General features: G+C 53.9%; 28 protein-coding genes and 2 tRNA genes. 22 read left to right on the forward strand and 8 right to left on the reverse strand.

The window, feature by feature from the left end; all coding sequences use genetic code 11:
* Window positions 1–299: 299 nt before the first annotated feature.
* Window positions 300–650 (forward strand): hypothetical protein, encoded by a 351-nt coding sequence (locus Q8R39_00845; GenBank protein ID MDP3734958.1) that lies wholly within the window; start codon window positions 300–302, stop codon window positions 648–650.
* A 59-nt stretch (window positions 651–709) separates the two neighbouring features.
* On the opposite strand, the gene Q8R39_00850 is transcribed toward Q8R39_00845, so the two are convergent.
* Together Q8R39_00850 and Q8R39_00855 are read right to left on the reverse strand one after the other, a co-directional pair.
* On the reverse strand, window positions 710–1,414 hold the full coding sequence (locus Q8R39_00850) for an HAD-IB family phosphatase (GenBank protein MDP3734959.1): 705 nt from the start codon (window positions 1,412–1,414) through the stop codon (window positions 710–712).
* A gap of 241 nt (window positions 1,415–1,655) precedes the next feature.
* Window positions 1,656–1,737 (reverse strand) — tRNA-Leu (locus Q8R39_00855).
* A 67-nt stretch (window positions 1,738–1,804) separates the two neighbouring features.
* Between Q8R39_00855 and Q8R39_00860 the strand changes: the two genes are divergently transcribed.
* From Q8R39_00860 to Q8R39_00875, 4 genes are all read left to right on the forward strand, one after another.
* Window positions 1,805–2,059, forward strand: coding sequence for a glutaredoxin domain-containing protein (locus Q8R39_00860; GenBank protein ID MDP3734960.1), 255 nt, complete (start codon window positions 1,805–1,807; stop codon window positions 2,057–2,059).
* A gap of 13 nt (window positions 2,060–2,072) precedes the next feature.
* Window positions 2,073–2,144, forward strand: a tRNA-Arg gene (locus Q8R39_00865).
* Window positions 2,145–2,278: 134 nt separating this feature from the next.
* Entirely contained in the window at window positions 2,279–2,536 is a 258-nt protein-coding gene (locus tag Q8R39_00870) for a hypothetical protein (GenBank protein MDP3734961.1), read from the forward strand.
* Window positions 2,537–2,745: 209 nt separating this feature from the next.
* Window positions 2,746–3,291: a hypothetical protein gene (locus Q8R39_00875; protein MDP3734962.1), complete on the forward strand. Its 546-nt coding sequence runs from the start codon at window positions 2,746–2,748 to the stop codon at window positions 3,289–3,291.
* 18 nt (window positions 3,292–3,309) lie between these two features.
* Here the strand turns inward: Q8R39_00875 and Q8R39_00880 are convergent, their stop codons facing one another.
* Window positions 3,310–3,438, reverse strand: a complete 129-nt coding sequence (locus tag Q8R39_00880; protein MDP3734963.1) for a hypothetical protein — start codon at window positions 3,436–3,438, stop codon at window positions 3,310–3,312.
* 423 nt (window positions 3,439–3,861) lie between these two features.
* Between Q8R39_00880 and Q8R39_00885 the strand changes: the two genes are divergently transcribed.
* Both Q8R39_00885 and Q8R39_00890 read left to right on the forward strand, forming a co-directional pair.
* Window positions 3,862–4,260 carry a metallopeptidase family protein gene (locus Q8R39_00885; GenBank protein ID MDP3734964.1) on the forward strand — a complete coding sequence of 133 codons (399 nt, stop codon included), beginning with the start codon at window positions 3,862–3,864 and terminating at the stop codon, window positions 4,258–4,260.
* A gap of 186 nt (window positions 4,261–4,446) precedes the next feature.
* Complete coding sequence (locus tag Q8R39_00890) at window positions 4,447–4,890, forward strand: hypothetical protein (GenBank protein MDP3734965.1); 444 nt, start codon at window positions 4,447–4,449, stop codon at window positions 4,888–4,890.
* Here Q8R39_00890 and Q8R39_00895 read toward each other — a convergent pair.
* Window positions 4,859–5,368 (reverse strand): GatB/YqeY domain-containing protein, encoded by a 510-nt coding sequence (locus Q8R39_00895; protein ID MDP3734966.1) that lies wholly within the window; start codon window positions 5,366–5,368, stop codon window positions 4,859–4,861. The genes Q8R39_00890 and Q8R39_00895 overlap by 32 nt on opposite strands.
* Window positions 5,369–5,760: 392 nt before the next feature.
* Between Q8R39_00895 and Q8R39_00900 the strand changes: the two genes are divergently transcribed.
* From Q8R39_00900 to secY, 10 genes are all read left to right on the forward strand, one after another.
* On the forward strand, window positions 5,761–6,417 hold the full coding sequence (locus Q8R39_00900) for a site-2 protease family protein (protein MDP3734967.1): 657 nt from the start codon (window positions 5,761–5,763) through the stop codon (window positions 6,415–6,417).
* A 270-nt stretch (window positions 6,418–6,687) separates the two neighbouring features.
* A complete protein-coding gene (locus Q8R39_00905) occupies window positions 6,688–7,311 on the forward strand; it encodes a hypothetical protein (protein MDP3734968.1) in 624 nt (207 codons plus the stop codon).
* A 250-nt stretch (window positions 7,312–7,561) separates the two neighbouring features.
* Window positions 7,562–7,969 (forward strand): 30S ribosomal protein S12, encoded by a 408-nt coding sequence (gene rpsL, locus Q8R39_00910; protein MDP3734969.1) that lies wholly within the window; start codon window positions 7,562–7,564, stop codon window positions 7,967–7,969.
* Between the two features lie 182 nt (window positions 7,970–8,151).
* A complete protein-coding gene (gene rpsG / locus Q8R39_00915) occupies window positions 8,152–8,622 on the forward strand; it encodes a 30S ribosomal protein S7 (GenBank protein ID MDP3734970.1) in 471 nt (156 codons plus the stop codon).
* A gap of 9 nt (window positions 8,623–8,631) precedes the next feature.
* Window positions 8,632–8,781: a hypothetical protein gene (locus Q8R39_00920; protein MDP3734971.1), complete on the forward strand. Its 150-nt coding sequence runs from the start codon at window positions 8,632–8,634 to the stop codon at window positions 8,779–8,781.
* Between the two features lie 347 nt (window positions 8,782–9,128).
* Entirely contained in the window at window positions 9,129–9,617 is a 489-nt protein-coding gene (rplJ, locus tag Q8R39_00925; protein MDP3734972.1) for a 50S ribosomal protein L10, read from the forward strand.
* Between the two features lie 202 nt (window positions 9,618–9,819).
* Window positions 9,820–10,224 carry a 50S ribosomal protein L7/L12 gene (gene rplL / locus Q8R39_00930; GenBank protein ID MDP3734973.1) on the forward strand — a complete coding sequence of 135 codons (405 nt, stop codon included), beginning with the start codon at window positions 9,820–9,822 and terminating at the stop codon, window positions 10,222–10,224.
* Between the two features lie 9 nt (window positions 10,225–10,233).
* On the forward strand, window positions 10,234–10,983 hold the full coding sequence (locus Q8R39_00935) for a hypothetical protein (GenBank protein ID MDP3734974.1): 750 nt from the start codon (window positions 10,234–10,236) through the stop codon (window positions 10,981–10,983).
* A gap of 376 nt (window positions 10,984–11,359) precedes the next feature.
* A complete protein-coding gene (locus Q8R39_00940; GenBank protein MDP3734975.1) occupies window positions 11,360–12,061 on the forward strand; it encodes a hypothetical protein in 702 nt (233 codons plus the stop codon).
* 270 nt (window positions 12,062–12,331) lie between these two features.
* A complete protein-coding gene (secY, locus tag Q8R39_00945; protein ID MDP3734976.1) occupies window positions 12,332–13,603 on the forward strand; it encodes a preprotein translocase subunit SecY in 1,272 nt (423 codons plus the stop codon).
* Window positions 13,604–13,748: 145 nt separating this feature from the next.
* Here secY and Q8R39_00950 read toward each other — a convergent pair whose 3' ends face one another.
* The 3 genes from Q8R39_00950 to Q8R39_00960 all read right to left on the reverse strand — a co-directional run bounded on the left by Q8R39_00950 (window position 13,749) and on the right by Q8R39_00960 (window position 15,296).
* Entirely contained in the window at window positions 13,749–14,006 is a 258-nt protein-coding gene (locus tag Q8R39_00950; protein MDP3734977.1) for a hypothetical protein, read from the reverse strand.
* 11 nt (window positions 14,007–14,017) lie between these two features.
* Window positions 14,018–14,839, reverse strand: coding sequence for a hypothetical protein (locus tag Q8R39_00955; protein ID MDP3734978.1), 822 nt, complete (start codon window positions 14,837–14,839; stop codon window positions 14,018–14,020).
* 244 nt (window positions 14,840–15,083) lie between these two features.
* Window positions 15,084–15,296, reverse strand: a complete 213-nt coding sequence (locus tag Q8R39_00960; protein MDP3734979.1) for a hypothetical protein — start codon at window positions 15,294–15,296, stop codon at window positions 15,084–15,086.
* Window positions 15,297–15,322: 26 nt separating this feature from the next.
* Here Q8R39_00960 and Q8R39_00965 point away from each other — a divergent pair, with 26 nt between their 5' ends.
* The gene (locus tag Q8R39_00965; GenBank protein ID MDP3734980.1) at window positions 15,323–16,063 is read left to right on the forward strand and encodes a transposase; all 741 of its coding nucleotides are present in this window, start codon (window positions 15,323–15,325) and stop codon (window positions 16,061–16,063) included.
* 358 nt (window positions 16,064–16,421) lie between these two features.
* On the opposite strand, the gene Q8R39_00970 is transcribed toward Q8R39_00965, so the two are convergent.
* Entirely contained in the window at window positions 16,422–17,102 is a 681-nt protein-coding gene (locus tag Q8R39_00970; GenBank protein ID MDP3734981.1) for a hypothetical protein, read from the reverse strand.
* A gap of 668 nt (window positions 17,103–17,770) precedes the next feature.
* Between Q8R39_00970 and Q8R39_00975 the strand changes: the two genes are divergently transcribed.
* From Q8R39_00975 to Q8R39_00990, 4 genes are all read left to right on the forward strand, one after another.
* Window positions 17,771–18,439, forward strand: a complete 669-nt coding sequence (locus tag Q8R39_00975) for a hypothetical protein (GenBank protein ID MDP3734982.1) — start codon at window positions 17,771–17,773, stop codon at window positions 18,437–18,439.
* A 232-nt stretch (window positions 18,440–18,671) separates the two neighbouring features.
* On the forward strand, window positions 18,672–19,559 hold the full coding sequence (locus tag Q8R39_00980; GenBank protein ID MDP3734983.1) for a hypothetical protein: 888 nt from the start codon (window positions 18,672–18,674) through the stop codon (window positions 19,557–19,559).
* A gap of 10 nt (window positions 19,560–19,569) precedes the next feature.
* The gene (locus tag Q8R39_00985) at window positions 19,570–20,715 is read left to right on the forward strand and encodes a carboxypeptidase-like regulatory domain-containing protein (protein MDP3734984.1); all 1,146 of its coding nucleotides are present in this window, start codon (window positions 19,570–19,572) and stop codon (window positions 20,713–20,715) included.
* Window positions 20,716–21,213: 498 nt separating this feature from the next.
* Entirely contained in the window at window positions 21,214–22,269 is a 1,056-nt protein-coding gene (locus tag Q8R39_00990; protein MDP3734985.1) for a hypothetical protein, read from the forward strand.
* The last annotated feature ends 152 nt before the right edge of the window (window positions 22,270–22,421 follow it).

The raw sequence follows: 22,421 nt of genomic DNA on the forward strand, positions 1-22,421 counted from the left end.
AAAAATGCAGAACTCGGCCTCCCTGCTGGTCGGCCTCAGACAGCTGCATTTTTCTACTCGGCTCGCCATTTCCTAAACACCTCTCGCTATGCGTGAAATTGTAAGGCGTGAGCGATTTTGTGAGAGGCAGACGACGCACACTCTGTCCGATCGGATATTCTGCGCGTCGTTTCTGTAGTGGGTGTTTTTTGTTTTTTCAATGTTGCGCGGTCAGCAGACGCATATTATAGTGTCGGTTAGACAGTTCGGATTTGTGTTTCGACATGCGCTACATCCTAACGGAGTAAGGTGGTAGAACGATGACTGAAGTGGCATTCCTGATAGAACTCGTTGCAGATGCCGACGTCGCGATGTGGGAGCATGTACTTTGCGAACTTGAAGTGCTCCTGCCGGGGACCGAGCCCATACCGTGTAAATTTCGGGCCTCACGGGGAATGTTTATTACGGGACATTGCAGCAAGGAGGCGTACGAGCAGGCCTTCGGTGCTCAGGTTGAGGATCGGACGAAAACGAGTGACCATCTGAACAGCAGCTCGCAGACAACCGAAGGCTGGGCTGAGGTCATCCCCGCACGAATTCCTGACAATCTTGCGGCGCATGTGCAGTCTATCACACTCGACGATCGGGCCTTTCGGACCTTAGCCCAGTGAAGGCAGACACAAAAACGGGTGACACACGTGCGTGTCACCCGTTCCATTTTTTCTAATGCCTAGCGCCTCTTTGCCTCGCTGCAGATTTCGTACACCACATCCTTTCGCTCCACGACGACTCTCCAGCCGCGGCTTCGGGCGATGCGGTAGAGGCGGTGGTTCGGATTGAAGCAGATCGGTTCCTCGACGAGGTCGAGGAATGCCGCGTCGTCCTCGGTGTCCCCAACGCCGATCGAGTGTGCGAGCGTGAGCCCCTCTTTCTCGAGCGCGCGGCGGAGGACCGCGCCTTTGTTTGCGATCACGTGGAGTTCCTCCACCTCGCCGGTGAAGCGACCTGTGGGACCGAGCGCGTAGATTCTCCCGTAGACTTTGTCAAAGCCGAGCCGCTTACAGAAGGGATCAAGTACGGCCTTTGGCGATTGCGAGACCGCAAGGAGAAAGTAGCGGCGGCGTTTTAGGTCGCGGATAAGATCGCGCGTGAAGCGGTAGAGATGCTGTTCTTGTTCGCGGATTACCTTCTTGCCGACCTCTTTCAGGTCGCCGTAGTAGACACCTTTGATATGCCGATAAAAGATCGCGACCATCGCCGTGATGTACGTTTCGTAATCGCCCCGACGATTGAGCCATGCGTGGTATTCGCGCTCATACCCCCGCCGTGCGCGCTCGGGGAACACGCCCTCGCGAATCAACGCTTCCACGAGTTCAACAAATATGCTCGAGCGAAATACGGTGCCGTCAATGTCGAAAATGGCGACTTTGCGCATGCTTGATATTGGTGGGCGGTTTTTCGTATCCATGGGCAAGGAGGGAGTCGGTCACGAATAAATTTCCTGACGGAAATTTTTCGCGACCCCGCCTCGCGGTGCTCGCCTTGTCCTCGCTCCGCTCAGACAAACTCGCACATCGCTGCGGCCTTCGACTCCCTCACGCACGGTGCGCAGGCACCGTGCTCTTGCCCATGGACGAAAAACGTCCCGTTTTGGTCGGCACGGTTTTTCGTATCCATGGGCAAGGAGGGAGTCGAACCCTCAACCCTTGCGGGACAGCGTCCTAAGCGCTGCGCGTATGCCATTTCCGCCACTTGCCCTCGGATGCACTCTAGCATAGGTGTGATATACTGGACACATTAGCAACGTGTTAATTATTTTGTGAGTATGCCAAAAGTTTCTATTTACACGACGCCGACGTGCGTGTATTGTCGGGCGGCGAAGGATTTTTTTAAGGAGCACAATGTCTCCTATGAGGAGTATAACGTCGCGACCGACCTTGCGCACCGCGAGGAGATGATCGCAAAGAGCGGCCAGATGGGAGTCCCAGTGATTCTCATCACGAAAGACGGCGCAACAGAGCCCGAAGTAGTCGTCGGCTTCGATGAAGCGCGGCTCTCGGAGCTCCTCGGCGTCTCCTAGCTACGTCCCGGGCGCCCCCGTAGTTCAATGGATAGAACTGGCCCGTCCTAAGGGCTCGATGTGGGTTCGATTCCTGCCGGGGGCATACAAGCGAAGCGAATATGCACCCGGCAGGAATCGAACGCGGCGTGTCTGCCTGCCCCTGCTTGACGGCAGGCAGGGGCACGGAACCCTGCTGGCCTGATTGTCTCATTCGAGCGACTTTGCTACACTTTGCTCATGGACCCAAATGACCGGCAGTTGCTCAAGCACGTCGCTCTGCTTGTCGAAGAGAACACGGTGATTCTCCGCAAGCTCCTCCGGGCTGAGAAGATGCGCCGTCTCGTCTCCGCGCTCTACTGGCTCGCGGTGCTTGCGATTTCGCTTGGCGCTTACTACTTCATCCAACCATACCTCGACAAGCTGCTTTCGATCTACGGAAACGTCCGCGGCGGCGTCGAGAACGTAGGAGGCACGATTCTCAAGGGCGGCGGGTGAGGTTATCCACAGGTTGCGTGCTAAAATTGAACTCTCTGTGCTATGCTATATGCATGCGGTCAGATCAAGAACGCGCACGTAAGATGCGTATCGGCGGTTACAGTTATCAAGAAATTCACCAGACTCTTGGAGTCCCAAAGTCGACCCTTTCGTCTTGGTTTTCTGGGCTGCTACTCTCACGGTCAGCACAAAGAAGGATAAATCAGAGAGTGAATCAAGGGCTTGTAAATGGATTAGTGAGACGCAATAAACTTCAGACGCATTTGGCGCGACGGCGAGCGAGAGAAACCCGCGAGCTTTCTGCGGGTGAGGTGGGCAAACTTTCAGAGCGCGAGTTGCTGCTCATAGGAGTTGCATTATATTGGGCAGAGGGTTATAAGAAATCTGTTATCAAAAATGGTAAAGAGCGTACATTCCATGCGATTAGTTTTACTAACACAGACCCGGCGATGGTTCGGCTCTTTGTTCGTTTTTTGACGGAAATTATCCATCTGCCTCAATCAAAAATACGTTTCCACGTGCGACTGTTCCCACATATCAATGAGGATGACGCATTACGATACTGGCTGGAAGCGTCCGGACTCCCAGAAGAGAGCGCCCTTAAACCTACGGTTGTCACTAGCGTGTCGAGTCTTCGGAAGCGACCCTTTAATCGGTTGCCTTACGGTGTTGTTCAGATTAGGGCATGCGATACCAAAAATTTTTATCGGATTATGGGATGGATCGACGGAATAAAACAGTTCGTTACAGTTTAATACTAATGCCGCGGTAGCTCAGTGGTAGAGCGCTTGCCTGAAATCTTCGGGCCGTTTCGCAGTAATGCGGAAATGAAAATCGGGCGAAATGCTGGAAACCCTAACGTCGCAGTCGAGGGCAATCAGCACCCCGCCGTAAAGTCCCATAAGGAAACTTTACGGCAAGGTCAGAGACTATCCTTTTTTGGAGTACTGGATGTATGACGTCACGGGCGAATCTTAGGAAGTTCGTCGTTACGATATATCTCGGAAGCACCCGATCTCCCCTGATCAGCAATGGCGGGGAGAGTGATATAGTCCAATCCTCAAGGTGACTTGAGTTCCATTTTGGAAGAGCAAGGCGTCGGGTGTTCGATTCACCCCCGCGGCACACAATAGACCTCTTGCATAACCCGCTCCTGCTGCGATTTTTGATTTTTGGCTGCGACTTCGTCAGCCGTCGCAAAATGGTTCTCGCCGTACAACAAGTACGCCGTCGAACCATTTTGCTTGTCTTCCTCGTCTCGCTCAAAAATCAAAAATCTCGCCACGAAACGGGTTATGCAAGAGGTCTAATTTTTTCGCAGTCTTATGCAGCGCGCGGCGTTTGAGAAATTGATTGATGAGAGCTTTGCGCTGCTGCCGGAGCGTATCCGGGAGCGGATTTCAAACGTCGCGATTCTCGTTGAAGATGAGCCGAATGCTGAAGTGCGAGGGAAGGAGGAGCTTGCGGAGGACGAGACACTTTTGGGCTATTACCACGGCATTCCACTTGCGGAGCGCGGGAGCGACTACGGCGTCGGCATGACCCTGCCGGACACGATCACGCTCTACCAGCTTCCGATCGAGGATGAGGCGGACGAGAGTCCCGAGGAAGTGCGACGCGTGATCGCCGAGACCCTCTGGCACGAAGTCGCGCACCATTTCGGGATGGACGAAGGAGAAGTGCGGTCGAAGGAAAGGGCGCGAGGGCGGAGGCGAGGCAGATGATGGTGGTATTAAGGTTTGAAATTCGAAGCACGAATATCGAAATCCGAACCGAACATTTGACCAGTGACATTTGACGCCTGGCTTCGAACCCGCTGTCGCCGTGTCAAAGGTCAAATGTCACATGTTAAATGTCGTGATTCGAATTTCGTGCTTCTATATTCGGATTTTGGCGGTACGCTTTATGTCATGAACGTGTTGTTTGTTTCTGTTACGGCATTCGTATTGCACCTCGTCTGGGAGATGCTTCACCTCCCGCTCTACCGCGGTTACGAGGAGTTGAACACGCTGTTGCCTTTACCGCTCTGGGCCGCGCTCGGCGACGTGTTCTACACGCTCCTTGCGTTCGCTCTCGTGAGTCTTTTTAAAAGAAGCGGCCTGCGCTGGATAGCGCAGGCGAGGATGTCTGACTTTGTCGGCCTTGCGGTGCTCGGCTTTTTGATCGCCGCGCTCGTCGAGTACAAAGCGCTCGCGCTCGGCCGCTGGGAGTATGCAGCCGCGATGCCGATCGTGCCGCTGCTTCGCGTCGGCCTGAGTCCAATTGCGCAGATGACGGCGCTTTTGCCGTTTTCAGTCTATCTCGGAGCGCTCTTGTTGTGCGTTACGCAAGCAATGCGTCGACGACTCCTTTGACGACTGCGCCGTCGGCGCGGCCTTTGAGCTCGGCCATGAGCGCTTTCATGAGGGTGCCGGCGTTTTCTTTCGTCGCGATGTTGAGTCCAGCCATTTTCTCGCGCGTGATGCGCTCAATTTCCTCGCGCGGCATTTGCTGCGGGAGATAGGTCTCGAGTACGCGAAGCTCGGCCTCTTCTATCGTAACGAGGTCCTCGCGTCCTCCGGCACGAAATTGCTCGATTGAATCTTTGCGTTGCCGCGCGAGGCGTGCTATCACCGCAAGCGCCTCCTCGTCGGTGAGTTCGCCCTGCGGCGTGCGCTTCGTTGCGACGAGCTCGTTTACGAACGCGGCGAGCATACTACGCAGCACCGAGAGCCGCAGCGCCTCGCGCGCTCTCAAAGCCGTCTTGATCTCGTCTTTGATGCGGGAGTGGAGCATGAGGTCACTATACTCGAGCGAGAGCAGAAATGCACCTGCCCATGAGAAGCTGCCCAAAGAGCCTTTTTAGCCACACGTAAACAGTAACTGCTCACGCTGATCACAATACTACGTAACAGAGCCGTCTTTGCGAGGAGCGGAGCGACGAAGCAATCCAGAGCGAGTAACACAAACCTCCTGGATTGCTTCGCTCCTTTCGGTCGCTCGCAAAGACGGGTGTGAGCAGTGACCGCAAACAAACTGGAGAATTTGCAATAATGATGCGGTCGCATAATTATTGCAAATCCCCCAACAATGCAGGATCGGGAAATTTACAATAATTTACGATCGTGAATTATTGTAAATTTTATATGGTATCAGCGCAGGTGGTTCATGTGGGCCACGTTGGGGGAGCGAGCGTTTTCGTATTTTGAACAAGCGCTTTCACATGGTAGCATGCGAGGTACCCTATGCACGCGGTAGACACCATTTTTTTTGTCGTGGTACTCATTATGTCTGTTGTCGTGCACGAGGTGGCGCACGGCCATGCGGCGAACATGCTCGGCGATCCCACAGCACGGCTCTCGGGGCGTCTCACGCTAAACCCGCTCTTGCACATCGACCCCATGGGTTCGATCATTATCCCGCTGCTCCTCATCACGACGAACGCGGGTTTCCTCTTCGGCTGGGCGAAACCGGTGCCGTACAATCCATACAACCTCCGTAACCAGCGGTGGGGGACGCTTCTCGTCGGCGGCGCGGGCGTTCTCGCGAATTTTTTCCTCGCGCTCGTATTCGGGCTCCTCGTGCGTTTCTCTGGCCTCGGCCCGGAGCAGCTGCTTGCTTCAACATTTTTCCGCGCTGCAATCATAATCACTGGTCTCAACATGGTGCTCGGCGTCTTCAACCTGATCCCCGTGCCGCCGCTTGACGGCTCGAAAGTGCTTTTTTCGCTCTTGCCGTATCATTTGTCGCACATTGAGCGTCTGCTCGAGCAGTACTGGTACCTCTTCCTCATCCCCGTTTTTTTATTCGCTGGCTTTATCATCGTGCCGGCGGTGAACGCCGTGTTTTCCCTCATCACGGGTTACTCGCTCGGCCTCTACGTGCTGGCGTTGCCATTCTAACGGGCAGTACGCAACATGCGACAAGCAGACGCTCCCGACATACGGTGTCATACGCAGCAAAAAATTTGACAGAATAAAAACTTGTGCATACTATACTGGAACGCAGTTGAAAATTCTGGTTTTCTTTGAGTTCAGCTGTGCGGCGAGGTGGTGGTCATAGTCAAAAGGTGCCGCGCGTCGACACTTTCTGGCTATGACTACTATAGTCAGGCCCCTCAACTCACGGGCAGTGAGAAATTTTTTGGCTAGAAGCCAAGAAAGGATCGCGTGATGGCCAAATATCCAAAAACTCTTGGACGGATTGAAGCGGTGTGGAATAAGCTCGGTGGCGAAGAAGGCGTGGATCGCTTCCTCCGTGGCGAACTCTCGGTTTCCGAACCGGCGCGTCGTTGGCGAGAGGAGAACGGCGTCATATCCTTCACAGTGATGAGCGACGGCACGACCGGTCCCCGGTGGATTCCACGCCTGGAAAAAAATGGTTTCCATATTGGAGATCACGCCAAGAATGTGCTCCGCTCTCTGGATTTCAAGCCGACCTCCGGCGTGACGACCGAGATCGAGGTTCTCAAGGGTATCCTCTTTGATTCCCCGAGTCGGATCACTTCGAAGATTCGCGCCGAGGCCAGAAGGAGGAATCTCGAGAAGCCGAACGCCGAAGTGGCCTGCCTGATCCGCGAGATGTTCCCGGACAAAGAGATTGAAGCCATGGGCCTTTGTTTGATCATGGCTATGCACGAACCCATTAAGGATTCCGATGATGATTTGTTGAGACTCCTTATCTCGAGCAGTCTCGGCCACGGTGGTCGGTGGCTCGGTGCCCTCGAGGACTGGCCCGACGCCGGGCGGTCTCGTGATAGCGGGCTCGCGTTCGCCAAGTCGTCCACCTCCGCTTAAGCTATGGTGGGCGAGCACATTGGTTCACAAAACTGAGGCTCTCTCAGCTGCAGTTTTTTCTGTTGGTTTGTGATGAGCACTTAGCCCTGTCCCGATCCGTCGTGACAGGGCTAAATTTTTGCATGGAAATGTAGAAAATGATTGTCTGGCGTGGCATCGGACGTTAAACAGGCCCGGCTGCTTGCGCCGTTTCGGTTCGTATAGTAGAGTAAATGCCACGCGGACACGCGTGTTTTTTTCTTGCATCGCTATGGCAACGCTCAATCAGCTCGTGCGGCACGGAAGGTCGCGCCCGATTAGGAAGGTAAAGACTCCGGCGCTCGGCCGTGGGTTTAATACGCTTAAGAATCGCCCTACATTTTACTCGGCACCATTCAAGCGCGGGGTGTGCGTCAAGGTGACGACGACGAATCCGCGCAAGCCGAACTCGGCGGTTAGGAAGATCGCGCGCGTGCGGCTCACGAACGGCCAGGAGATTACCGCCTATATCCCCGGCATCGGGCACAAGCTCCAGGAGCACTCGGTGGTGGTGGTGCGCGGCGGACGCGTGAAAGACATCAACGTGCGCTATACGATCGTGCGCGGCGTGCTTGATAGCGAGGCGGTCGAGACCCGCAGGCAGGGGAGGAGCAGGTATGGGGCGAAAAGACCGAAATAAGTTAAATTCGAATATCGAAGCACGAACGTGACGAAATCCGAAATTCGAATATCGAAATTCGAAACAATATCGAAATCTAAATGTTCCAATGTTCAAAACACGGTCGTCGTGTTTTCTGGCATTTGGATTTTGGTCATTCGAATTTGTTTCGGATTTCGATCTTCTGGTTTCTGATTTAAAATATGAGACGCAAACTCAAAAAGAAACATGCGCTGGTGCCCGACCTTGAGTATAAATCGGAGAAGGTAGCGAAGCTCATCAACGTGGTGATGGAGTGCGGGAAGAAAAATACCGCGCGGCGGGTTGTCTATGACGCCTTCGCGCGCATGAAAGAGCGCGGCAAGGCTGAGAACCCCCTGGAGGCATTTGAGACTGCGGTGCGCAATGTGGGACCGACGGTTGAGGTGCGCTCGCGCCGTGTCGGCGGCGCGAACTATCAGGTACCGCGCGAGGTGCGGCCGAATCGTCGGCTGCAGCTCGCGCTCCGCTGGATTGTGCAGGCAGCGCGTTCCGGTAAAGGCCGCCCCATGTCGGAGAAGCTCGCGGATGAACTCCTCGCTGCCTCGCGCAATGAAGGCGAGGCCGCAAAGAAGCGCGAGAACGTGCACCGAATGGCCGAGGCGAACAAGGCATTTGCGCATTTCTCGTGGTAGCATGAGCCCATGCTCTTCAACCGCACCGCGCTCGGCTTTATCGTGGGTTTTAGCGCTGTCATCGCGCTGAGTTTCGCTTTGATGGTGTTTGCCGGAAGACAGGCAGCAGATAAAGAAACGGCCGCACGTGCCGCATCCGAACTCGAAAGCAGACGTTGACATTTATTCGCGGCTCGTGTAGGGTCTTTATCATAAGATAGAGGCCGAAGAAGCAGATAGGCCGCAGCGCGCCGTGCTCGGCGCGAAATTTTCAATTTTCAATTTTCAATTTTCAATCAATGGCCAATGTTCCAATTTCCAAACACGACGTCGCCGTCCGTCGTTTGAAAATTGCCTCATTGAAAATGTATTGAAAATTGAAAATTGGAAATTGAAAATTCCCGCTGTGTCGAGCTCAGCGAGATGCAGTCATAAATTCTGCGGAGGCACAGGCATCGCGGATTTTTTGCGTGCCCGTACCGATCGGCCCGTGCGGTCGATTTATTTTTTGTCTTGTAGCGTTTGATATGGTTTTGACGCGAGAAAAGAAACAGCGCATTGTAAGCGAGCTTGATGGGATACTCACAAGCGCCACGGCGCTCGTGTTCGTGAGGTTCCATGGTCTCTCGCTCGCAGATACGACTTCAATGCGGCGGACGCTGCGTGAGAAGGGTGTCGGCTTTCACGTTGCGAAAAAGACGCTGATGCACCGCGCACTTCGCGGACGTGAAGTTCACGGCGTATCCCCCGAGCTTCCCGGGGAGGTTGCCATCGCGTATGCCGAGGACGCACTGGCATCCGCGCGGGAGGTGCACGCTTTCTCTAGGAAGTTCAAGGACGCGCTTACGATCCTCGGCGGCGTGTTCGAAGGGCGATACATCGATCGTGCGGCGGCGCTTGAACTTGCGACAATTCCATCTCGAGAAACGCTGATCGCGCAGGTCGTACAGCTCATCAATTCACCGCTCTCGCGGCTTGCGGTCGTGGTTGATCAGATAGCAAAGAGTAGAGAATAAATTTATCAGCAGTACTTTTTACCGCTCTATAAAATTTATTAGAGATCAGTACATAAACAGGCGTAAGAATTTTCAATTTTCAATCAATGACCAATGTTCTAATTTCAAACACGACCACGACGTCCGTCGTTTGAAAATTGTCTCATTGAAAATGTATTGAAAATTGAAAATTGAAAATTGAAAATTTGAATGCTGCATTATTATGCCAGAAGAACAAAATACAACAGAAGTCCCTGTGAAATTCCAGGGGTTCGTCGATCAAATAAAAGGCCTGTCCGTCCTCGAGCTTCACGAACTCGTGAAGACGCTCGAAGGGGTTTTCGGCGTCTCCGCTGCGGCAGTAGCTGTCGCGGCTTCGGGTGCCGGATCTCTCGAGGGCGAGGCAGTCGAACAAAAGAGCATCTTTACGGTTGAGCTCACGGAGGCGGGTGGCCAGAAGATCGCTGTGATCAAAGCGGTGAAGGAGGCACTCGGCCTTGGTCTCAAGGAGGCGAAAGACTTGGTGGAGGGAGCGCCTTCCGAGCTTAAGAAAGACGTGAAGAAAGAAGATGCGGAGAAACTGAAGGCAAAGATTGAAGCTGCGGGGGCGAAAGTAACTTTAAAGTAGTGCCGTGTCTTGTTTGTTGGCGACGATAATAGTTCATGGATAGTCTTAAGTGTTGTCGGATATCAGGTGACACGAGACGTACTGCGCGTGCTCGGCCTTGAGCAAACACACGATTGGGGCTACAATTGTCCGATGGATGTATTTGCAAAACTTTTCGGCAGCGCGGCGAAGGTGCGCATACTGCGCCTTTTTCTTCTCAACCCTTCGGGAGTGTTCGATATGGCGGCAATTGCGGAGCGCACGAAAGTGCCGCCTTTGACCGCGCGCCGTGAGATTAGTACCCTCGAGAGTATTGGTTTTCTGCGGAGCCGAACGTATGCTGAAGCGCGCCGGGCCGAGAGTCGCGGCTCCCACGCGAGACGCCGCATGCGTGGCTGGATACTCGATGAGCGCTTCCCGCACCGCCCGGCGCTTGAGGCGCTTTTCCTCGGCATGGTGCCGCTCGCGCGGGAGGAAATCGTCCGCCGATTGAGCCGCGCCGGACGGCTTAAGCTCATCGTCACGGCGGGCGTGTTTCTCCAGGACCACGACAGCAGGCTCGATCTCCTCGTCGTGGGGGATGGACTCAGGGGCGGGATGCTCGAGAGCGCCATACATTTTCTTGAGGCGGATATCGGACGCGAGCTTCGGTACGCGTCGTTTAATACGTCGCAATTCAAGTATCGGCTCGGAATGTACGATCGTCTCGTGCGCGACCTCTTGGACTACCCGCATGAAATAGTGCTCGACCGTCTTGGGCTTGCCGACAAGCGTAGTTGATGCAAGCTGGCGCAATTCCGAATTTCTAATCTCTAATTTCGGATTCATGGAAATCGGAAATCAGGAGTTAGCCGCTCGAAATTGCGCTCGCTTTATCCACAGGGAGGATTCGCTATTTGACATACCCCTTATGGTATTATGAATCTGATTAATCAATAGGTCACATTATTCATCTTTATTTATTAGACCTCTTCGGAAATTCCTTTCTGCTGCAATTTCTGATTTCTGGCTGCGACTTCGGAAAGTATCGCAAAATGATTCTCGTCGTACAACAAGTACGCCGTCGAATCATTTCGCTCACTTTCCTCGTCTCGCTCAAAAATCAGAAATTTCGCCACGAAAGGAATTTCCGAAGAGGTCTATTCCAATCAAATTTATGATACTCGAATCGTGGAGTACGGTACTGACCCGCTCTTTTCAGGATCTCTCGAGCGGGGTTATTAAGTTCTTGCCGGTGCTCGTTGTGGCGCTGGTTGTCTTTATCGTCGGCTGGGTGGTCGGTGTTGTTTTGGGCAAGGCCGTTGCCCAGCTCGTTCGGGCGCTGAAGGTTGATAATGCGCTTCGGAGCGCGGGGGTCGAGGAGGGTCTGCGGCGCGCCGGGTTTGCGCTTGATTCAGGCGCGTTCGTTGGCGGACTCGTCAAGTGGTTTTTGATTATCGTCTTTTTGGTCGCCGCGCTTGATGTTTTGGGGCTTACCCAGGTGAACGCGTTTCTCCAGCAGGTCGTGCTGCTCTATCTGCCGCAGGTGATTATCGCGGTGCTGATCCTTCTCGTCGCAGCGGTGATAGCTGAGGCCATGCAGAACGTGGTCGTTGGTGCGGCGAAGGCTGCGAGCGTGACCCACGCACATTTTCTCGGGAGCGTCACGCGCTGGGCAATCTGGGTGTTTGCGATCCTCACCGCGCTCTTTCAGCTCGGCGTCGCGCAGCCGTTCGTGCAGACGCTCTTTACCGGAGTGGTGATCGCGCTCTCACTTGCGGTCGGACTCTCTTTCGGCCTCGGCGGCCAGCAAGCGGCGTCAGAGTATATCGACAAACTCCGCAAAGATTTTTCGCACAAGCGAATGGATGGAGAGTAGAAGGTGAAGAGTGGAAAGCAGAAGACTCCCCTTGCGTTCGGCATACGCATGGTGTATTTTGATGTGTACATTTTGCATTAGACTTCTTGCATAACCCGTTTCGTGGCGAGATTTTTGATTTTTGAGCGAGACGAGGAAGACAAGCAAAATGGTTCGACGGCGTTACTCGGTTGTACGGCGAGAACCATTTTGTGAAGTCTGACGAAGTCGCAGCCAAAAATCAAAAATCGCAGCAGGAGCGGGTTATGCAAGATGTCTATACGTTCGATCATGCAAACATTCCTCGCAAAACTCAAACTCATCATTAACGACGCGACGCTCCGGCGCCGGATCATCTTCACGCTCGCGATGCTCGCGTTGTTCCGACTGTTCGCAATCATCCCGATCCCGGGCATTGACTCGATCGCGCTCGAGCGTTTCTTCTCGCAGAATCAGTTTTTTGGCCTCATCAACATCTTCACCGGCGGCGGTCTCGACAACCTCTCGATCGTGATGCTCGGCGTCGGCCCCTACATCACCGCCTCGATCATCATGCAGCTTCTCACCATGATGTCGCCGCGCTTGAAGGCCCTCTACCACGAGGAGGGTGAGGCCGGGAGGCGGCGCTTCAGCCAGTACTCGCGGCTCATCACGGTGCCGCTCGCGCTCCTCCAGGGCTTCGGCTTCCTCATCCTCCTTGAGCGCCAGGGCGTTGTCACAGCGCTCGGCACGTTCGAGCTCATCTCAAACGTGATCCTGATTGCCGCGGGCTCGATGCTCCTCATGTGGATCGGAGAGCTTATTACCGAGTTCGGGATCGGAAACGGCGTCTCGCTTATCATCTTTGCCGGTATCATCTCGCGGATCCCCGCAGTCGGCTCACAGCTGATCTTCACCTTCGAGCCATCACAGCTGCCGCTCTATGCGGGGTCGCTCGTTGCGGCGCTCGCGATCATCGCAGGCATCATCGCGGTGACCGAGGCTGAGCGGCCGGTGCCGATTACCTATGCGAAAAGAGTGCGCGGCGCGAAAATCTACGGGGGTGTTTCGACGTATCTTCCTCTGCGGCTCAATCAGGCCGGGGTTATCCCGATCATCTTCGCGCTCTCGATCCTCCTCTTCCCGCAGATGATTGCAAACTTCCTCTCGCAGGTGGATCAGCCGCTCGTACAGACGATCTCGCGGTTTATCGTCGATGCGCTTGCGCAGCCGGTGCTCTACGGGGTGATGTACTTCATTCTCGTCTTTCTCTTTACCTTCTTCTACACCGCGATTACCTTCGAGCCGGAGGCGATCGCACAGAACTTACAGAAAGGCGGCGCGTTCATACCGGGGGTGCGGCCCGGGCCGCCGACTGCAGCGCACCTCGGCAAGGTCGTAACGCGGATTACTCTCGTCGGCGCGCTTTTTCTCGGCGTCGTTGCGGTGCTCCCTCTTCTGATGCGGGCTATAACGGGCATCGCTTCTCTTGCGATCGGCGGGACCGCCGTCATCATCGTCGTGCAGGTCGTCCTCGACCTCGCCCGAAAACTCGACGCGCAGATCGCGATGCGGGAGTACTAATGCTCGGTGCTAAAAAAGTGGACATCGAAAGTGGACAAAAAGTGGACATCCGATGTCCCACATGACGATGTCCCACATGAGTCCCACATGAAAAACAGCCCAACGCGGTGGTTGGGCTGTTGACTTTTGTGGAAGGGAAAGAACATCAGGGGCAGGGTGCGGTTTCGCTCAACTGTGTAAGGAACTCGCGGGCTTGTTGAACACGGCTTTGGTTTGTGGATTTACCGACCATTTCTGGAGCGTGTGTTGACTTTCTCGGGTCGTCTACCTCATCCGCGACCTGTAGAAGCAGCGCCACTAAGTATACTTCAGGCTCTTCTTTTGCTTTTTGCCTGAATTTCGCTGAGTGGCGGGCATGAACTCTCTCCATCAAATCCTGCAATACCTCTCGAGATATTTCCATTGCATTTCCCTTTATGCGCTCTCCGTAGTTTCTGATCGCGTCTCTTTAACAATGTTGAGGTTCATGTTAAAGAAGTTTGCTGTCCAAATTTCAACCTCTCTGCTTTTCGTCGCGATCACATTCTCCCAGAATTTCCGTATGAGGAAACAAAAGACGAACATGCCGGTGTCGTCAACCCATTTCTCCACCTCCTTGGTGATGAATTCGTAATGATTGTCAACGAACGCTTTTTTGTGCCTCGGCCATGAGCCATGTACTCTCAAAAACCGCTGCAGCTCTCCCCGCCGCCATGGATACACATGATCGAGCCGTCCGTGTTCCGCCATGACCCAGCGAATGATCGCCTGCAACACATCATAACATCCAGACGCTTTCGCTTCTGTCTCGCGTGCGCTTTCCATGCGGAAGATGAGCTTCAGGATCTGTGTCCGCTCGTCATCTATTCGTTCAAGGATAGGTAGGTGCTTTTTTTCGGGCGTCTCGTTCAAATATACCCCATCTACTTCGTACATAGACCACCCCTTGAAGTGTGACTCGTACACGTCAATCCGCTGCCTGGCCTCTTCCACCGAAAAAGTCACTCGTCTCGGCGGTCGTGTGCGTTCATAGTGCCTCGGGTCAAAAAGCTGCGGGTATTCGCGCATCTCCTCCATGATGGCTTCGGTCCTATCCGGATGGCTTATATATGCCTTTACAAGATCCTCATCCAACCCTTCCTTCAGCGCAGCATAAATTTCGCTCTGGTATATGACCCGTTTCGGCAAATGCAGCTCTGCCAGAATTGCCCGGCGGCTGCGAGTGAATACATACGGCGATATGATGACTTCTGCCATTCGCTACCTCCCCTGATTTTTAACAACGAACATCTTCCTCGGACTCATCCCACGCTGCTTTATATCTATGGAAATGTCAAGCTCCGCGGGACTGGCCGATGTGTTGGTCATAAGGATGTCTAACATTATAGCTGGCCGTGTCAGTCATCCGATGTCACACACAGCAGTTGTGTGTCATCGGACGTCGGACATTGCAGCGTTGACAACCACGGCGCGAGCCGTAGACTGAAAACATAAAAAAGTTCTACATCTCTCTCGCCACCCTCTGTATTTTGTCGGCGGTGTTTGGTATTTGGACAGCGAGCCGCGCGGGTAGCGAAGAGATCAGTGCATGCGTCGGCACCTCTGGCCTCATGCGCTCTCTCGCGAGCGGCGAGTGCCGTCGCGGAGAAACGGGATTTAAATAGCCGAGGAGGTAGCCGAGGAGGGTCAGACCCTCCTCGGTTTGCAGAGCCATCGGTTTACATACTATGTGGTAGGATAATGCTAATGCCGCGACAGACGAGACAGTTTGAAGAGGGCGGGATTTACCATGTCCTCAATAGAGGAGTTGAAAAGAGAAAAATATTTTCCAAGACGCAAGATTACCACCGCTTTATACTTGGACTTGAATTTTTCAACTCATCCGATACTACCGACCTGTGGCATCTTCTTGCCCGAGGAGGGTCTGACCCTCCTCGGGCAAGAGTACAGTCGGTGGGCGAGAGGCTTGCGTCGCAGCGCACGAAGCAAAAATGGCATCTCGTCGATCTCCTTGCTTTTGTGCTTATGCCAAACCACTTTCATCTTATACTGCGCGAGATTCACGAAGGGGGTATTTCTGCGTTTATGAAAAAGCTGGGTGGATACGCCATGTATTTTAATAAACAATATCATCGCGTCGGTCCGCTTTTTCAGTCGCGCTATAAGGCGGTACCGATAAAAAGTGACGCACAACTTTCAGTGATTTATACCTACGTGCATACTAATCCGGTAGAGATCATTGAGCCGCTGTGGAAGAAGGAGAACAAGGTGTTTCATCTCGACAAAGCGCTCGCGTACCTCAATGAATATCCTTGGACGAGTTATCATGACTATGTGGGGAGGCCACAGTTTCCTTTTGTTACCCAGCGTGATTATTTGTCCGATTACTTTGGGAGCGCACAGGCGTGTCAGAGGGAAGTAGAGGAGTGGGTAGAGCACAAAGCGGCGATGGCTGACTTTGATCGGCGCGAGTTTGAGTAAGGCAGCAGAGGAGGGTCAGACCCTCCTCGCGCCATATTGTTAGTGGGTTTGCTGCATAATCACGCCATGCGGAAAAAAATGTTTGTCAGCGTTGCGTGCGGCGATGTTCTTCGGCAGAGTGGTAGTATAAAAAAATGAAAAGGCCCCATCTTATTTTTCTCGGCGCGCTCGCGATAGTGTTCGCGGCAGCGAATATGTAGACGTTCATTTTTCTCCATTTCCCTTGCGAGTTTGTGTATTCTGGCGGCAGTGTTTGAAGGTGTCATCGAGATGGGAACAAACTGAAGACGTTGATGAGGTGGATAAGTGAAAAGCCCGCACAGCATCGTGCCGTGCGGGCATGTAATTCCTTACGGGATCACCTTCGTATGTGTCGCCACAATCTCTCAATGAATGATGGCGAGGGAAGGCGTATCAGCATCGCCTCAGAAGTCGGGATTAATTCGTATTCATCGTGTATTCGATCCTGTCGTTCTCGGGAGGAGCGGATGACGCGCCAGTCGTATTCGTATCTCCGTTGTTCGCCTACAAGATATCGGCTCAGTCGGGTAAAAGCAGCCATTTGAGCGATACCAAGCAGTATCACGGGTATCATCGCATCTCGAATCTCGACCGACGATTTTTGAAACGAATACATGAGAAATCCGACTACAAAAAGAGTTAAAACGGCATAGGTGAGTTGCGCCGCAAAAGCAAGTACGCCTCCTCGCGCACCTCGTCGGTTGAAGCGGTGCCATTTAAGACGCCTGTCGGGATCGCGGGATTCCCAAAACACCGCGATGTACCCACCGATACGAAGTGCTTGGCTTAGACTGTTGAGGTAAACCAAGCTGGACACTGCGAGGACCGCAAAGAGAAACAGAGCGAACACAGCGTGACTGACTTGAGGAGATTCTGATCCGCCTTGATACCACGCAAGCGCTACAAAAATGAACACGCTTGTTACGTACAGTATATATCTCCCGTGCGCAAGGAGTTCCCGTAATTCGTCACGCAAGGAAATAAACTCTTCAAACCTGTTCGAATCAACTTGTCGCATACGCCCTTCTCCATGGTATGATGAGAAATGAATTGAGGGTGGTTTTTTTAACCACCCTCCAATTTCTCTACTCGTAATCTCCGCGCATCACTCGGTGCACTAGCCGAAGTAAGCATCCGTGTATGGCACCCAAGAGCCAAACCATCCACACGCCAGCTGTATCGTTGGGAACATAGATGAGGTAATACCCCACCATACCGAGGGACACAAGGATCAATGCAGGAATCCCAAACAGGAGTACTTTGTCCATAATCTGATGGCGCACTTCGGGAGATAAACGCACATTTTTCTCCTTCTCATTCTAAATGCGTTCGACAACGTAAATGTACTACCAAGCCCGGCTTTACAGTGCATGTTTATAGGCAAAAAGTCAAGTTTCCCGTTTTTTATGCGGGCTTGAACGATGTTCGAACTACCGGGAAAGCGGGGGAGGGGGGGGTCTTATAGAGATTAGACTTCTTCGGAAACCCCTTTCGTGGCGAAATTTTTGATTTTTGAGCGAGACGAGGAAAGCGAGCAAAGTGACTCGACGGCGTACTTGTTGTACGATGAGAGTCATTTTGCGAAGCTTGACAAAGTCGCAGCCAAAAATCAAAAATTGCAGCAGAAGGGAGTTTCCGAAGAAGTCTATTGGTTGACAACCACGGCGCGACCCGTAGGATGAAATCATGAAAAAGTTCTACATCTCTCTCGCCACGCTCTGTATTTTGTCTGCGGTGTTTGGCATTTGGACACTCAGCCGCGCAGGGGGCGAAGAGATCAGTGCATGCGTCGGCCCCTCCGGCCTCATGCGCTGGCTCGCGAGCGGCGAGTGCCGCCGCGGCGAGACCGAGCTCAATTGGAACGTGCAGGGGCCGCAAGGTTTACAAGGCGAGCGTGGACCGGCAGGGTCACAACTCCATTTGTTTGACGCAAGCGGGCAAGATCTCGGGGTACTTCTCGATATAGATAACGACATTCGCGAAAATGGGACTGGTTTTCGTACTGATTTTCCGTCTTTAGACGCCGTGTTCGATTTTCAGTCATCTGTAAACCCGCCTTCATTTATTGTCTCTTCGAACTTATTGCCTCGCGGTTTGGTTTTTAGTGAATCAGATTGCTCAGGGATGCCATTTGTCGTTGAGCGACCGCTCCATGACTACACGGTAACCGAGTTTGACGGCTCGTATTATATGACCGGAGGCGTAGACAGCGATCCGGGCACCGCAATGTCATACTTTGACAACACTGGCCGCGTTTGCATGAACATTCTACCGGAAGCGACCTCGACCTTTCCGCTTGTAAAAATAGTCCTTCCTTTTACTCTGCCCCTTGCGTACCCTCCTATGATTGATTAAAAATAGGTAAGGACACCGTCTGAAAAAATTTGTTCACTTGCCCGCGAATGTTAGACATCGGATGTCTAACATTTCACGAAATTCGAAATCCGAAGCACGAAATACGAAACAAATCAGAATGACCAAAATATAAATACTCGAAACACGACGGCCGTATTTTGAACATTAGGACATTTGGATTTTGATATTGTTTCGGATTTCGATATTCGTGCTTCGGATTTAGGTTTTCTTTATGCTTTCTTTTCTCCGCAGACATTTGATTCTTTCGCTCGGCGCGCTCGCGCTGTTTGCTTTTATTTTTAGCGAAGCTGTGTTTGCGCTTCCGGTGCGGCTCCTCACCTGGGAGCCGGAGCGGCTTGCGCCGAGCTCGATTGCGCCGGGGGAGGAGGTGACTTACACAGCAATTTTTACGCCGACGCTTCCGGTGCCGAAAGTGGAGAGTCTCACCGCCTCGCTCACGGGTCCGGCGGCGGACTTCCTAACCTCGCTCACGGTTGATTTGCCGACGGAGACAGGGAACACGCTTCGCGGCGGGACGAGTGTTCCGGTGCGGCTCGCGGTGCGCGTTCCTCTCGGCGCTGTCGTTGGGAGCTACCCGGGTACACTCACCCTGCGCTACGGCGAGGATGGTCTGCCGCTCCTTTTTGCGCCCGACCTTGCGGTGGAGCTCACGGTGTCGACCGTTCCCGTCCCGCCTGACCCGGGTAAAGCAGGGAAGGAGACGATCGCGGGGATTGACGTGAACACAAACGGCGTCCGCGACGATGTCGAGCGCTTCATCGTCTTCTCCTATAACGACATCACTCCAGAGCACGAGAATACAAGGAACGCGCTGTTCCAATATGCAGGGGCGGCGCAGGAGGGGCTGATGAACGCCGCAGACAAAGTGCAGGCGAGAGCGGAAGGGGAAGAGTTGGATCAAGCGCAGAATTGTCTTTGGGCAGTACGCGGCACCGAGGAGGGCAACACCGCTAGTTCGATACTGACAGCACAAATGTTCAACACAGTTGCTCGGACACGACAGTGGAGCATGTTTAATCAACAACTGAGCGGTCTCGTTTCTGTGTTAGAAACGAATGAAGAAATTTTACGAGGCGACTGCTCCTTTGAGATTCAGTAGTTTTGGCTTTATGACGGCGAAATTGTTTCCCATCGTCGTTGCGCTGCTTCTTGTTTTCGGCTATGCACAGTCAGCGCACGCTTCCGCGTGCGCTGAACCGACAATGTCAATCTTTTTCGTAAACGGGATTGGCAACACTCGTGAGGAAGCGCGGCAATCTACGAAGGTTCTGGCAGACCATCTTTACACACATGCCGAAGTCACGCCGGAGTGCGTTCAAGTGGGTCTCGCCTACAATCACAACGAACCCCTTTTTCTCGACTGGGTTGAGGCGTGGGAGCAGAAGATGGCGGAGGTGGACGACTTTATGGTCACGTTTTGGCTCTTCCTCGGTAGAGTCGCTGGCGCATCGGACGTGTTCCTCGCGACACTCTATAACGCCGTCACCCTTATTGACCCGCCAGCATACCTCATCGACGCCGATCTTGATGAGCACCTCGCCGCCTATCGCAGCGAAATCACCGTAGGCCGCAAAGTGATCGCTGTCCCACACTCTCAAGGAAACTTTTATGCGAACGAAGCATGGGAAAAGCTTACCCCAGAAGAGCGCGCGTCTTTCCACATCGTCGCTGCCGCAACTCCGTCGGTGAGCGTGGCAGATGGCGGCCCCTACACGACGCTCGATGAAGACAAGCTGATCGCCGCCATTCCGCTCTCACTTCCCTCAAACCTCACGAACGGCTCCGACTTCTCCTGCGAGGACGACTGGAAGTGCCATGGGTTCAAGGAGACGTATCTCAAGGCGAGTGCGGCGAGCGAAGACAAAATCGTCGAGGACATTCTCGCTTTGCTCATCGTCCCCCCTCCGCCTTCGCCCGAGGAGTTCGCGGAGCTTCGCGGCACCGTGACCTACCAAATCAGACCTGATGATCCGATTATCCCCGCAGTCGGCGCGTCGTCCACCCTGCTTGCGGCGCCGGTCGGCGTTCGTGTTTACCAATACGCGACGACCAGCGTTGATGCGGACGGCCACTATAGCTACCAGAATCTTCCTCTGGGACGCTACGTCCTTCGTTTAGAGCATCCCACGATCAGCCTGAACTTTATTTTTTTCCTCGGTATGATTATTGATCAGCCGAAGACCTACATTCAGGATATACACTGGGGGCCGCTGCCGCCAGAGGCATGGGATTGTCTACCGCTGTGTGCGGAGTGACAAAACATTAACGACGCTTTACAGCGAGTACGCTTTGTTTCGTAACTGTATTTTTGATGAGTTATGCGTTGACAGAGAAGAGCGCACGTCCGTAGTATGAACATTACGAGTGACGAGGTAACAGTTACCTGTTACTAAAATTGCATCTCGCGGGGGAAACCGGGGTGCATAGCAGACGAATGCTATGCAGACCAGTTTTTCTCGCGATTTTCTTTTGGGCGCACAGGGAGTGGAGGTGAAAAACAAACCCGTCACGCGGTTCTTTGCCGCGTGACGGGTTTGTTTTTTGAGCCCACACGTTGGCGCGTCTCGGTATTCATAAAATGTAAGCGAGACGCGCCAACGTGTGGGCTCCGGGAGACAACATGGAGTTTTGCGACGTCATGTTGTCTCTGCCGAGGAGCTCACACAGGTCGATACCGGAGGTTTCTTCCGTTTACCATATGGGACGGAGGAAATAGATGTTCCGGCTTTATTGTTTTAACACGTAATTTCTCTATGATCAAGAAATTTGGAGTATTCCTTCTCGCACTCGCGGTCGTAGCGGTCGCAGCGCCGGTTCCCGGCGCGGATGCCGCAACCCTCTCGAGGCAGATCCACGTCACGAACGTGAACTCTGCCTGGGTGGGTACCGGACTCTACGTCTCTGCCAACAGTGGCTCTAATTCAGCCATGGGCGGTGACGGCGGTGAGGCAGGTGACAGCGGGGAGAGCGGCAACTACGGCGGTGATGCAGGTAACGGCGGTGAGGGCGGCGACGCAGGCAGTGGCGGCACAGGCGGCGATGCGAACGGCGATGGTGATGGTGACTGGGGTGGCGACGGTGGCATGGGCGGCACAGGCGGCGACGGCGCCGAAGGCGGTGACGGTGGCGATACCGGGGACACCGGCAATGGTGGGATGGGCGGCATGGGCGGTGACGGCGGTTCGGTGACGACAGGAGACGCTTCAGCCGATGTGACCGTGCTCAACGATGTGAACTTCAACGACACCGACATCACCGACGAGTGCGGTTGCGATGACCCATCGTTCGAGGAGGACGCGAGCTCTTCATGGGAGATGCGCGAAGATGACGACCGTCACTGGGAGGCGGCATCCGAGAGTTATTCCACACACGCCGTTGAGGAAGAAAACATTATTGACGTTACGAACGTCAACGGTGCAGAGGTGGGGACTGAGGGTGCTGTGTATGCCGATACCGGTTACAACGACGTTGATGGCGGTGAAGGTGGAGAAGGCGGGGAGACGGGTAACAGCGGCGACTCAGCAGGCGAGGGTGGTAACGGTGGCGAGGGTGGCGAGGCAGGCAGCGGTGGCGATGGCGGCGATGCGAATGACGTAGGCGCTGAGGACACCGGCGGCAATGGCGGTGATGCCGGCCAGGGTGGCATGGGTGCCGAGGGTGGCAATGGTGGCGACACTGGAGACTCGGGCGCTGGCGGCGCCGGTGGCAATGGCGCCATGGGCGGCTCTGTCACCACGGGCAACTCGGGCATTTTCGCAGCAGTCGTTAATCTCGTGAACCAGAACATCACCCGCATCACACGCAAATAGTGTTGACGCAAGGGTGAAGTTTAAAGTCCTCGACTCGACGACTCTCGTCGGCTCGTAGGCGAAGGCGCGGAGCTTGTGACTCCCGCCTTCCACAGCCCTTTTTGAAAAAGGGCTGTGGAAGGCGAATGCAAAATGGAAAAATCAAAAATTAA

It is taken from the genome of bacterium, from assembly GCA_030697645.1.
Lineage (GTDB): Bacteria > Patescibacteriota > Minisyncoccia > Phycocordibacterales > VMGT01 > JAUYPI01.

Coding starts and splice junctions, on each gene's coding strand:
- Q8R39_00860 (MDP3734960.1), top strand. CDS start 1,805: ATGCCAAAAGTTTCTATTTACACGACGCCGACGTGCGTGTATTGTCGG.
- Q8R39_00920 (MDP3734971.1), top strand. CDS start 8,632: ATGCTCTTCAACCGCACCGCGCTCGGCTTTATCGTGGGTTTTAGCGCT.
- Q8R39_00970 (MDP3734981.1), bottom strand. CDS start 17,102: ATGCGACAAGTTGATTCGAACAGGTTTGAAGAGTTTATTTCCTTGCGT.
- Q8R39_00880 (MDP3734963.1), bottom strand. CDS start 3,438: ATGGGACTTTACGGCGGGGTGCTGATTGCCCTCGACTGCGACGTTAGG.
- rpsG (MDP3734970.1), top strand. CDS start 8,152: ATGAGACGCAAACTCAAAAAGAAACATGCGCTGGTGCCCGACCTTGAG.
- Q8R39_00960 (MDP3734979.1), bottom strand. CDS start 15,296: ATGGCTCTGCAAACCGAGGAGGGTCTGACCCTCCTCGGCTACCTCCTC.
- Q8R39_00900 (MDP3734967.1), top strand. CDS start 5,761: ATGCACGCGGTAGACACCATTTTTTTTGTCGTGGTACTCATTATGTCT.
- Q8R39_00905 (MDP3734968.1), top strand. CDS start 6,688: ATGGCCAAATATCCAAAAACTCTTGGACGGATTGAAGCGGTGTGGAAT.
- rplL (MDP3734973.1), top strand. CDS start 9,820: ATGCCAGAAGAACAAAATACAACAGAAGTCCCTGTGAAATTCCAGGGG.
- Q8R39_00940 (MDP3734975.1), top strand. CDS start 11,360: ATGATACTCGAATCGTGGAGTACGGTACTGACCCGCTCTTTTCAGGAT.
- Q8R39_00985 (MDP3734984.1), top strand. CDS start 19,570: ATGACGGCGAAATTGTTTCCCATCGTCGTTGCGCTGCTTCTTGTTTTC.
- rplJ (MDP3734972.1), top strand. CDS start 9,129: ATGGTTTTGACGCGAGAAAAGAAACAGCGCATTGTAAGCGAGCTTGAT.
- Q8R39_00955 (MDP3734978.1), bottom strand. CDS start 14,839: ATGGCAGAAGTCATCATATCGCCGTATGTATTCACTCGCAGCCGCCGG.
- Q8R39_00975 (MDP3734982.1), top strand. CDS start 17,771: ATGAAAAAGTTCTACATCTCTCTCGCCACGCTCTGTATTTTGTCTGCG.
- secY (MDP3734976.1), top strand. CDS start 12,332: ATGCAAACATTCCTCGCAAAACTCAAACTCATCATTAACGACGCGACG.
- Q8R39_00950 (MDP3734977.1), bottom strand. CDS start 14,006: ATGGAAATATCTCGAGAGGTATTGCAGGATTTGATGGAGAGAGTTCAT.
- Q8R39_00890 (MDP3734965.1), top strand. CDS start 4,447: ATGAACGTGTTGTTTGTTTCTGTTACGGCATTCGTATTGCACCTCGTC.
- Q8R39_00850 (MDP3734959.1), bottom strand. CDS start 1,414: ATGCGCAAAGTCGCCATTTTCGACATTGACGGCACCGTATTTCGCTCG.
- Q8R39_00845 (MDP3734958.1), top strand. CDS start 300: ATGACTGAAGTGGCATTCCTGATAGAACTCGTTGCAGATGCCGACGTC.
- Q8R39_00885 (MDP3734964.1), top strand. CDS start 3,862: ATGCAGCGCGCGGCGTTTGAGAAATTGATTGATGAGAGCTTTGCGCTG.
- Q8R39_00965 (MDP3734980.1), top strand. CDS start 15,323: ATGCTAATGCCGCGACAGACGAGACAGTTTGAAGAGGGCGGGATTTAC.
- rpsL (MDP3734969.1), top strand. CDS start 7,562: ATGGCAACGCTCAATCAGCTCGTGCGGCACGGAAGGTCGCGCCCGATT.
- Q8R39_00870 (MDP3734961.1), top strand. CDS start 2,279: ATGGACCCAAATGACCGGCAGTTGCTCAAGCACGTCGCTCTGCTTGTC.
- Q8R39_00980 (MDP3734983.1), top strand. CDS start 18,672: ATGCTTTCTTTTCTCCGCAGACATTTGATTCTTTCGCTCGGCGCGCTC.
- Q8R39_00990 (MDP3734985.1), top strand. CDS start 21,214: ATGATCAAGAAATTTGGAGTATTCCTTCTCGCACTCGCGGTCGTAGCG.